Here is a 10,196-nt window from a genome sequence, read left to right as displayed (position 1 = left end):
CGCGGAGTCGCTGACGTACCGGAGGCCTTCTTCCGCGATGGTGGCCGCGACCTCGGCGGTGCGGTCCAGAGCCTCTTCTTCGTTGCTGGTTTGTCGGAGCATGGCCCGGTCCCTCGGGAGCACCCTGGGATCGAGCTCCGCTCTTTCTAAAGGGATGAAGACACCGGTGGGTTCCGCTCAGAGCTCGGTGAACGCGATGTGAACATCGGGAGCCCTCGCAGAATGTCGGGATCTCAGATGAGAGCCGGTCCGGTTCCTTCGACAAGTCGCTGCGCAGTCGATAAGGGCGGGATGGTGTAACTTCAGACAATCGCCACAAATTTCACCGACAATCAGTCTTCACGAAGGCCGCTATGTCCCAGTATTCACTCGATGTATTGCATCGGCGAGCTCCATGGCATCCACGGCGAGCTCGATATCCATGTTGCCCTTGACCGCCATTCCAGCCCGCGATCCTGACGCATTAATTAATAGAACGCGACAGCAACTCTTTTCTCTTTACGCCAGACAACCGCGCAGCGGCGCCGGTCACCGTCGGGAATAACAGTCAGAGCAAATTCGTCGGGAATTTTTTCATCTGCAGCAAGATCGAGGGCTGCACCGAACGCAGATATGCTGCGAATGGTGCAATCTGTTTTCGAACGGCCGAAGCTGATCAAGCCTAGTCTGGTAACTTGTTTCGAATGAGGGTTCTTCTCATCCATAGTGTCCTCCAAGGACCGAGGAGCGCAAATCCATGGGCAATGATTCGGCGGCGATGGTGGGTACCTACCAATCTTACCGAAGAGTTGGTTCACAATTTGATTAGCCAATTCACTTTCAACGCCCTGTCGGCAGCGGCAGGGGCTTGCTTTTCCTCAAAGAAAATCTCGCAGCCGAGCGATTTCGGCTATCTGTTCTGCGGACAGCACGGCCGTAACAAGTTGCGTTTGCGGAGCAGTATGTATCTCGTAGAGATGACCTTGGCTGGCAGGCTTCGCTAGGAAAGCTCGGATGCATGCGTCCAAAGTGCCCTCGAATACAAGGTAAGAACTAACCGATGCCGCTGCGCGTTGGTTTCCAAGGGAAGGCCATTTTTTTAGTGCTGCTGCGGCAGTGAAGTCGATGCGCGCGCGCTGCTTCGAGCCGACAAGTGCCCCTGACGCGCCTCTCCGGCGATCCGCCGATTGCGTTCTTTTCGAAGCTCTAATCATTCGGCCAATCAAAGCCTGATGGGCCAGGGTCCCGACCGCAATGATTGCGCTTTAACTTTTCCGGCTTGGTCAATAATAATTTTAGGAACTCCATCCTCGGTGCTGCGGAACTTCGACCAAACTGAGCAGCAATATCTGCGCTGGGGGCTTTCATGGCCAAGGTTTCAAGTTTGCCTATGTCGTGTTCGTTCGGAGGGCGGATGTTGCGTTGGGTCATTGTCCTCTCCTCCCGATGCACATGGTCCCCTGCAGGATTTTCCAAAAGATTAGAGTGCCGGAGCCGACAATGGCGCGAAACATTAAATGTCACAATTAAATTTGAGACTTATTATCACGTTATAATCCAATAATAAAGTTAATAATCCTTTGACTGAAGCGACGTTTGTGATGCTCGAAAATTCACAGGCTTCCGAAAAATCTCGCCTTCGCGTCTTGTCCAGCGAGTACAGAGCGCGCCCTCCGCGCTCAAGCACTCGAAGAAACGGCTCCCGCATTCGGGGGGCGAAGCAGGAATGCTGGACTCGCTTCTCCGCGAACCTTGTGCGTTCATCCGGCACAATTGCCCAATTATAATACAATATTAAATAGATCGCTATATTTAATATGGCTTGTATCCTTATTTAATTGTTATGGTCGCCGCGCCACCGTGGACCATTTCACGTCAAGATGCCCGACAATCTGTGGTGAGGCTCCCAGTCACACCACGCTCACCGCGTACAGAAGACCGTTTCTATGTCCGAACCTGCTGCACTCGCCGGGGCGATCTCGAGCACGCCGCCGAATAGGCCATTGAACCCCGCGGCGGAGATCGTCGGGAGGGTCAAGGCGTTGTTGGTCGCCATGGATTTTCTCGACGCCGCGGCCCACGAGCTGCCTGCGGCGGCCTCGAAAGGATATTCACCTGGGCAGCACCTTGGTTGGTGTGACCGACGAGAGCGACGGATATGACCGACATAACAGTTCGAGGCCTTTTCGGTTGCCGCGACCGCGATACGGTCATCGAAGAACTCGAGCGGCAGAGTCCGCGGCAGCGGGATCCGAACGCAAGGAGTGACTGCGATGGCCGTCACCTATCCCGTGGCGTTCCGTTCGTCATGGCCGACGACGGCGTCGCGCCCGGCGAAGCTTTGGAGGGCCTAAGCGCCAACGCCGCGGTCATGCGCGCCGAAGCGCTCTCCCGGAAGAGCCAGGCTGCGACGGCGCGGTCGCCTTTTTCGCGGACCGGAGACCCGTCGGAACCTTCTGGATCGGCAGTTCGAGGCCGAGCGCCCGAACCAGAAGTGGATCGCCGACTTCACCTACATCTGGACGGCTGAGGGCTGGCTCTATGTGTCGGCGGTGATCGACCTGTTCTCGCGCCGGGCGGTCGGCTGGTCGATGAGCGCCAGCATGACGACGCAGTTGGTCGCCGACGCCCTTCTGATGCCGTCTGGCGACGCGGCAAGCCGATGCCCTGATGCATCACTCCGATCGTGGCAGCCAAGGCCGATTCAAACGGTCGTCGCAACACCAGTTACTTTCACTCATAACAGAAGAGCGTCAAGCGCCTCCGCCGGCGTTTTCCAGCCTAGCGTCTTCCGCGGTCGGGCATTGAGGGCCGCTGCCACAGCGGATATCTCCTCGGCGCTGTGGATGCTCAGGTCCGTGCCTTTCGGGAAGTACTGCCGCAGCAACCCGTTGGTGTTCTCGTTAGTGCCGCGCTGCCATGGGCTTTGCGGATCGCAGAAGTAGACCTGGATACCCGCATCGATCTTGAGACGATCGTGCTGAGCCATTTCGACTCCCTGATCCCAGGTTAGCGAACGGCGCAGCTCTTCGGGCAAAGTGATGATGGTGCGCGTGATCGCGTCGCGCACGGCTTCGGCCCCATGTCCCGCAAGGGCCGGCCCGTTCTTCGCGCGCGGAGCTTCGCCATGCCCCGCCAACCGTGGAAGGTGCAAGAGCATCGTAAAGCGCGTCGTGCGCTCGACCAGCGTGCCGATTGCCGAGCTGCCAAGACCGAGGATAAGGTCCCCCTCCCAATGTCCCGGCACTGCTCGATCGGCAGCTTCAGCAGGGCGCTCGCTGATCATGATCTCCGGCGAGACAAAGCCCTTGCCTCGCCTGCGTACGCGCGCCCTGGGCATCCGTAATACACGTCCTGTTCGCAAGCAGGCCGTCAGCTCGCGGCGCAGCGCCCCACGGCCCTGAACGAAGAGAGCTTGATAGATAGCTTCGTGACTGATGCGCATCGTCTTGTCGTCCGGGAAGTCGATCGGCAAGCGTCGGGCAATCTGCTCAGGGCTCCAGGCTTGGACCCATCGCCGATCCTTGCGCGGCCCATGCCGGCGGCCCTCCACGGAACGGCGGGACCAAGAACGAGCGCGCCACTCGGGGCTACGACGCCGCCAGCAAGTCTCTCCTCTACATAAGTGCGCAAGGTTGCATTGAGCGCAAGCTTGGTCGGCTTGGGCCGGCGGGCGGCTCGATCCGCATGCCATTGGGCAGTTGTTGCCCGATACTCCAACCCGCCGCCGCGGGTGGCCGCGTTGCGCCGCAGTTCACGGGAGACTGTCGAAGCAGCCCGCCCCAGGCGACGTCCAATCTCGTGCATGGAATGGCCCTGCACCTTGAGGAGTGCGATCTCCTCGCGCTCTACCAACGAGAGGTACCGCCCGGAGAGCGCCTTTGCCGAGGATCTGAAAATCGCTGGTGGCATGCCGCCCGCCTTTCGGAATAATTTGCTTCCGACAGGTTGTGACAATCCGGCTTCCAGCGCAGCATCTTCGCTGCTTAGCCCCGCGGCAATCGCCCGCCAGAAGTTGTTCTGTTCATCGCGTCCTGCAACAGACGGCCGTCCTGCCGACGGCAATGGGGCTCGTCCTGACCGCGCCGATCGGCGCCTTACAACGTTCATCGCAACCTCCTACCTCCGAGTGTTGCGACGACCGTTTGAATCCGCCTTGGCTACCCCTGTCGCTATGATGCACGAGCCCGCCACGATGGACCGGCCGTCGATCATGCAATGCCCGCTCCAGCGCATCGAGCACGAAGCCTGCATGCGCCGTGCGCGAGGCTCGCCAGCCCACGATCCTGCGGGCATAGGCGTCGATGACGAAGGCGACGTAGACGAAGCCGGTCCAGGTCGCGACATAGGTGAAGTCGGAGAGCCAGAGGACGTTCGGCCTCGGCGCCTTGAACTGGCGGTTGACGTGATCCAGCGGGCATGGCGCGGCCTTGTCGCTGATCGTGGTCTTGACGGGCTTGCCGCGGATGACCCCTTGTAGGCCCATGTCCCGCATCAGTCGCGCCACGGTACAACGGGCAACATCGAACCCTTCACGCTTGAGCTGCCGCCAGACCTTGCGCACGCCGTACACGCCGAAGTTCTGATCGAAGACGCGCCGGACCTCGATCTTCAGCGCAGCATCCTGCCGGGCGCGCGCCGACAGCCTGGCGGGATCTCGCCGCTTGGCCACATGGGAGTGATAGGTCGAGGGGGCGATCGGCAGCACCTTGCAGATCGGCTCGACCCCATGCGCCCCACAATGATCCTCGATAAAGGCGATCATGGCTTGGACCGGCGGTCGAGCTCCGCCATCGCAAAATAGGCGCTTGCCTTGCGCAGGATCTCATTGGCCTGCCGAAGCTCGCGGCTCTCTCGTTCGAGCGCCTTCAGCCTCTCGGCCGTGTCGGTCGGAACGCCGGCCCGCTGCCCACTATCGATCTCGGCCTTGTTGACCCAGTCATGCAGCGTCTGCGGCGTGCAGCCGATCTTGGCCGCGATCGACATCACTGCCGCCCAGCGTGACGGGTGCTCGCTGGCGTGATTCAGAACCATCCGAACCGCTCGGGTCCGGACCTCGGGTGAGAACTTGTTTGTCGTCTTGCTCGTCATGGCTCCATCCTCTCAGGAGTTGAAGCCTCCGGCAAACCCGGGGCGGTTCATATTGCCGCCGGCATTGGGTCCGGGAAGATTCCTCTAGCGGTCCGACGCGGGTACCACCGCAGGATCTTATGGGAGTCGTAGTCGGCTCGATGTTCAACAGGAACCGAAAAGTGCGCGCGCTATTAGGTGGCTATGGTCGGCTTCTGTATGAAAGCAGCAATGGCCACGTTTATTTGTAGCCACAACCTCGTTTGAGCACGCCAATTGTGCTGCATCGGCCGAATGCCGGCTCTGGAGGTCGAGTCCGGAGCAGCAAGCGCTGCTCAACCTGATCAGGACTTTGATGCCAGGCTGGCGAGCACGCAATGCGGTACCCTTGGATAGCGGTGGTCGTTTTCGCATCCGGCGTCATCGTGTGGGCTGTGCTGGCTGAGCGCCCCCCAGAGACTCCCCTCCGGATCGAGGCTTCCCTGACAGTGGCCGCCGACCCGGACCTTCGATTGGTCTCAGAACGCAGCCCTTACATGCGGACAGAGCGGTGATAACGGACCGGCGCCCCAGCCCCAGCATGACCCGCCGGCGAACGCCGGGCGCCACAATGGTCAAGCCGTCGCTACTGGGCGCCTCGCTGAGCACTCGATAGGCAACGTTGGAATGGATGGGAACAACATTGCGAAGTTGCTGAATTCGGAAAGGCACAATCGGAAGCGTTTTGGTCGATCGTCGAGGATTAGGCGGGGCGATGGTTGCATTTTGAGTCTGGGAGTTAAGCTTGCGGCGAGAGACGGAGCACTCGGTTTCGCGCCATTGGTGGTTGTAATCATCTTAGCCGCTGTGGTCGGCTTGATAGGCAACCGGCTCGGCATCGCAATCGCCCGACGGCAATCGACTTAAGGCGCCAACACCCCTCAACATTTGATTTGCAGACGCGCGTGAAACTGGGGCCGACCGGTCGCTAAGAAACGGATTGGTTCTGAAGCTGCGGACACCCCTACCCCCTTGCACGTGCTCTAATCCGCATTCCCGGCGCCAATTGCGCCGTTGCGGACGCGCGGGGATGATTTCCGCCGGCAAGCTGACGCACGAGTAATACAAGAATTATGTGGCACATCTCTCGTTTGGAGATGCTCGACAAAATGCCGATGTCTCCAGGGGCCCGGTTGGGCGAATGACGGTAGCCTCAGTTTCGGCCACGAAGACGACCATAGCAAAGACCCAGAAGAGGGCCTGCATTCTTGTTCAGGTTTCCTGGTGTTGATGAGGTTCGCCTTCACCCAGTCCGAGCCATGGCGCATTGGCCGATCTCCACGTTCTGGAAGTTCAGCAGCGCCGGTAAATCGATCACAGTGGTCGCCCTGATAATCAAAGCGGCCGCCCCCATAGGCCCGTCGCTACGGGGTGGCAACGGGGCGCCCCATGCCCGCTGGCACCTATCCGCAAATCTGTACACGGGATAGAGACACCGAGAACGATGTTACTCAGCTCACTCGCCTCCACAAAGGCAGACTTCATGGTTCTACCGGTAGCCTTCTTCAGCGCTGCAGCTATCGCAACGCTGGCGTGGCTGTACATTATCGCCAAGACGGTGATTGCAGTCGGAGGCTGGCTGCTGTTCTAAAATAGTTCGACGAGTTGCAGAAACTCGCAGGCGGCACAAACAATCATTCCCCAGAGCGCAAAGTTTATCTGCAGAGCTGCTACCATGCTTCCCTCCCCGTCGGCCGAGCTTGGTGCTACGGTTAATGGTGCACTTGCATTTTCACCATTTCCCGAATCTACCCGATTCGAACGTCTCAACCGCCTCGCAAGAATACTGGGTCGGACTCTCGATGAAACAGCGCAGAACTTCGGGTTATGCACCCGCCCTCTTCCGTATCACGGCAAGACGTTGCGCAGGCGCAACAGCCTTCCATGTTCCGCTTCGGAACAGATGTTTCGGACTCAACCCGCAAACCAGGTTCTGGAATCATCGCCAACAGCCGGGGCTGGAAGTGTCCATTACGTAAGCACTCAATTTTCCCGGGAAAATAAAGGCCGCAGGAGATGAGCTGATCCTGCGGCCTTTTTCATCTCAGCGGCGGATGTCGCAAACTCAGAAGCGGAGGGCGAAGAGTCTTGCTTGGTTGAAAGGAAAAGCTCCCCGAGCAACTTGGAGCTACCGAAGACGACGATCAGCCAAGCGATATCGAACGCCAGCCTGGCCGATGCTTTCCCTTAGAGTTCTCCGAGGCGACCTTGAAGCGGCGCGCTTGGCTTCCATCGAGCGAGCCAGCTTCCCCGAACGGCGGACCGGGAAGCGTCACCAGTGCGGTAACGCACGACGTCCTTATTCGCCCCGTACAGAAGAGCTGGCGAATGCATTTGAGGAAATGAACCGCGCGAGCAGCGACCGAACGCTCCCCTAGAGTTTAGCTGTGGACATCTTGAATAGGTCGATAATGCGCTACAGTTCCTGGGCGGAGGCGTGAACAAGTCGGCGGCCGTCTATTCCGGACAGGGCGGTTGCACCGATTTTCCGTTCGATGTTGCACCTTTGAAAAGCAGCAACACACCGATCACCTTCCCAGAGCTCCACGTCGTGCTCGCCACACATTTGCTCGGCTCGACGTCTCGCCGCCTGCTCGTCAATGCAGTCAAGCTTTGCTGCGCAGATCACTTGCCGGCTGCTGTCCATCACAAACACTTTGTACCGCAGTGCCATCCAAAAGTGGGACCGTCATGTTAATCGAATGTCCCAAGGCAGCGCCAAACTGAGTGCAGGCGCGTGGAACCTTTGTACGTGTGGCATTCGGCTATACCGCCGTGAACTCATCGATCGCGGCCGCCGCGTCACCTAAACCTGCCAGTGTAGCGTGCTTCACTGGCGTAATCTGACCGTCTGCCGAAGCGTGCGACTCGAGCTTAAGATCGAAAAGCCCCCCAGCGTCATCAGCAACACACCTACCCAGGTGACCGTCCAGCTGCGCGGCTCGTCGCGCACCTCTTCATTGCGCGCGCCCAGCGGCATAGCTGGAGGTGAGTCGGCTCGCGCGGCCGCGGCACGCTTCTCCACGTCAACTTGGGGCGGCCCGGGGTGCTCGGGCGTGAGCTGGCTGGTGGGAAGATCCGCGGCCGGTGCCGCCGGCATCAGGGCCGGCGTGCCCGCATCGAAAACAGAAGTTGCATCGGCCACCTTGACTTCGCGTGCCGGCGGCGTCGGCTGAGCCCCCTCGGCCGGCGAAGAGCTTGGCAACTCCGCGCGCGCATCGATCACGGGGCTCGCCCTTTGCGGCGCGACCTCGTTCTCGTCGGAGCGGGCGCCGCGGTTGGCCACACGACCATGAGCCGGTTTTCGCACCGTTGCGATGCCCTCGGCCAAAAACCAGCATTTGCGATGACCGTCCCGCCGATACAACCAGTGCTGGCCGGCGGCGGGCGAGCTGCCGGGTCGCGGCAAACATTCCGCCTGCGCCGAAGAGGTTGCAGTAGGCTCGCGCGGAGCGATATTGAACAAGTCGGTAAAAGGGTCGGAGCACGCGGGTGTCGCCGAAAGGCCTCCGACAAGAACTAAACCGGCGAAGTAAAATCGCAAATGACGGGACATCGAAAACTCCCGGTGTTGCGCCCCCTACTCGGCACGAGCCTTCGCGGCGACATGGGCCCCCATGCGGCTTAAATCTGGCAACGTGATGGATTAATTGTGCTCCTGGCCATCCGAGTTAACAGGCTATCCAACACTCTTCAGTTGCAAAACGCGGCAGCGCGCTCAATTAAATCGAGCCACATGCGTGTCGCCGGGCGTCGGTCCCGCTCGCGATCCGCGACGCGGCCGCCTGGTTGAATACTGCTGCGGTGTTTGCGCTCACCTTCGCAATGGCAATGGCAATGTGAAAGCGCAACTGGTCGAGCGGTAGGTTGTGGATGATACGATGCCGGTGTGCGGGCCGGAGTGAGGATTCGCCTCGCACCAAATTAAATGCTCCGTCACGATATTACCGCCATCGCGCCTTTCTCCCGTTCTACCTCCTCATTTAAATGTGGATTGTGCGACGGCTATTTAACTGATGGCTTGTCTGCTCCTTCATTCCCGAGTTGTCTGCCTGGGCCTTCTCCCAAGAATTGGATCGAGCGATGAACACCGAGCATTTCAATTCGCTTTCCCTTGACGAGCTTTGGATGCTTCACCAACAGGTCGCCGCCACCCTCAGTCAGAAAATTTTGGTGCAAAAAGCACGGTTGGAGGAGCGGCTCCACAAAATTGGACTGTCCGAGAAAGCTGTACAGTTCGATCGTAAGCGCCGTCCATACCCGCCCGTTCGCCCCAAATATAGCAACCCAAAGAACCCGGCGGAGACATGGTCCGGCCGTGGCAGACTGCCTCGGTGGCTGCGGCCGCAGCTTCGAGGTGGCCGGAAGTTGGACGATTTCCTAATCGACGCTCCGCGAAATCTAACTCGCGAAAAGGCGTACGCGCGAGCCCCTACCCTCTAAGGGACGACGACAGAGTAGGCGCGAGCCGATCGGCCCCCGGGAAGCTGTTGGCGACGCTCAATGCGAGGCTCTCCTCGGTCGCGAGAGCAATTTTCTGGGCAAGCGTGACGTCGCCCAGGGGCATGGGACGGAGCAGCGCCGCGGCCGGCCCGGCAGCCGACGGAGTTTGGCCTGTAGACCGAGATCCGGACAGACCGCTAGGCTTTGTCGCATGAAGACCGCCAGCTGTAAACGAGAGGCCGCGAGTTGAGGCGGTGGCCCAAAAAGGGAAGCGGGATCGGGTCAGCGACGATCTGGACGCACGTGGAGGGGCACGACTTTATCCATGTCGCTGTGACCGGAGCGCCGGCTTTGCCGCTTCACCACCTGCTCGAGTTCGAGAGCCTCTATGGCGAGCTCATCTGCCAAGCGTTGGAAAAGTGCGCGCTTTTGCGGGTCGCTCGATCGCCTGCTCATAAGGGCCAAATCCGCGGCATCCGCACGGAGTTTGTCCAATTTTTCCGTTAGGTCCGCCATGGTATCGGCCCCGTCCTAGACCCACCTCGTTATGCGTGACGGGATGCAGGTCAACGGCGGAACACGCTAGGGGTTCTTCGTTAACCGATTGTTAGGCCGACATTCGTGAAGGCCGAGATGTGTGAACGAGCGCCCGCTAGCTTTGCCGA

The 10,196-nt window shown here is 59.7% G+C and carries 5 protein-coding genes, 4 pseudogenes and 1 other annotated feature; of the genes and pseudogenes, 2 read left to right on the top strand and 7 right to left on the bottom strand.

Translation table 11 applies throughout. The features are described 5' to 3' along the window. Window positions 1-366: 366 nt before the first annotated feature. From IVB13_RS17120 to IVB13_RS40210, 4 genes and pseudogenes are all read right to left on the bottom strand, one after another. Window positions 367-468: pseudogene (locus IVB13_RS17120) on the bottom strand (NYN domain-containing protein); the annotation flags it as partial. Then, window positions 468-704, bottom strand: a complete 237-nt coding sequence (locus tag IVB13_RS17115; protein WP_007601788.1) for a hypothetical protein — start codon at window positions 702-704, stop codon at window positions 468-470. The pseudogene IVB13_RS17120 and the gene IVB13_RS17115, both read right to left, overlap by 1 nt. Before the next feature lie 481 nt (window positions 705-1,185). Beyond that, on the bottom strand, window positions 1,186-1,410 hold the full coding sequence (locus tag IVB13_RS17110; protein ID WP_247489815.1) for a hypothetical protein: 225 nt from the start codon (window positions 1,408-1,410) through the stop codon (window positions 1,186-1,188). Between the two features lie 490 nt (window positions 1,411-1,900). Beyond that, window positions 1,901-2,035 (bottom strand): hypothetical protein, encoded by a 135-nt coding sequence (locus tag IVB13_RS40210; RefSeq protein ID WP_007601784.1) that lies wholly within the window; start codon window positions 2,033-2,035, stop codon window positions 1,901-1,903. Window positions 2,036-2,429: 394 nt separating this feature from the next. On the opposite strand from IVB13_RS40210, the pseudogene IVB13_RS17105 reads away from it, so the two are divergent. Then, window positions 2,430-2,676: pseudogene (locus IVB13_RS17105) on the top strand (DDE-type integrase/transposase/recombinase); the annotation flags it as partial. Window positions 2,677-2,716: 40 nt separating this feature from the next. On the opposite strand, the pseudogene IVB13_RS17100 reads toward IVB13_RS17105, so the two are convergent. The 3 genes and pseudogenes from IVB13_RS17100 to IVB13_RS17090 form a co-directional block, all read right to left on the bottom strand. Next, a pseudogene (locus IVB13_RS17100) lies at window positions 2,717-4,089 on the bottom strand (IS30 family transposase). 46 nt (window positions 4,090-4,135) lie between these two features. After that, a pseudogene (locus tag IVB13_RS17095) lies at window positions 4,136-5,070 on the bottom strand (IS3 family transposase); the annotation flags it as partial. Then, window positions 4,670-4,786: a sequence feature (AL1L pseudoknot), on the bottom strand. (Overlaps the previous pseudogene by 117 nt.) Before the next feature lie 2,848 nt (window positions 5,071-7,918). Beyond that, window positions 7,919-8,644, bottom strand: a complete 726-nt coding sequence (locus IVB13_RS17090) for a hypothetical protein (RefSeq protein ID WP_247489813.1) — start codon at window positions 8,642-8,644, stop codon at window positions 7,919-7,921. Window positions 8,645-9,171: 527 nt separating this feature from the next. Between IVB13_RS17090 and IVB13_RS17085 the strand changes: the two genes are divergently transcribed. Next, on the top strand, window positions 9,172-9,531 hold the full coding sequence (locus IVB13_RS17085; RefSeq protein ID WP_247489811.1) for an H-NS histone family protein: 360 nt from the start codon (window positions 9,172-9,174) through the stop codon (window positions 9,529-9,531). Window positions 9,532-10,196 lie beyond the last annotated feature (665 nt).

Origin of the sequence: Bradyrhizobium sp. 17 (genome assembly GCF_023073515.1) — a bacterium.
GTDB lineage: Bacteria > Pseudomonadota > Alphaproteobacteria > Rhizobiales > Xanthobacteraceae > Bradyrhizobium > Bradyrhizobium canariense_D.
This window is presented reverse-complemented; position numbering and strand designations above follow the sequence as displayed.

Coding starts and splice junctions, on each gene's coding strand:
- IVB13_RS17110 (WP_247489815.1), bottom strand. CDS start 1,410: ATGACCCAACGCAACATCCGCCCTCCGAACGAACACGACATAGGCAAA.
- IVB13_RS17085 (WP_247489811.1), top strand. CDS start 9,172: ATGAACACCGAGCATTTCAATTCGCTTTCCCTTGACGAGCTTTGGATG.
- IVB13_RS17115 (WP_007601788.1), bottom strand. CDS start 704: ATGGATGAGAAGAACCCTCATTCGAAACAAGTTACCAGACTAGGCTTG.
- IVB13_RS40210 (WP_007601784.1), bottom strand. CDS start 2,035: ATGGCGACCAACAACGCCTTGACCCTCCCGACGATCTCCGCCGCGGGG.
- IVB13_RS17090 (WP_247489813.1), bottom strand. CDS start 8,644: ATGTCCCGTCATTTGCGATTTTACTTCGCCGGTTTAGTTCTTGTCGGA.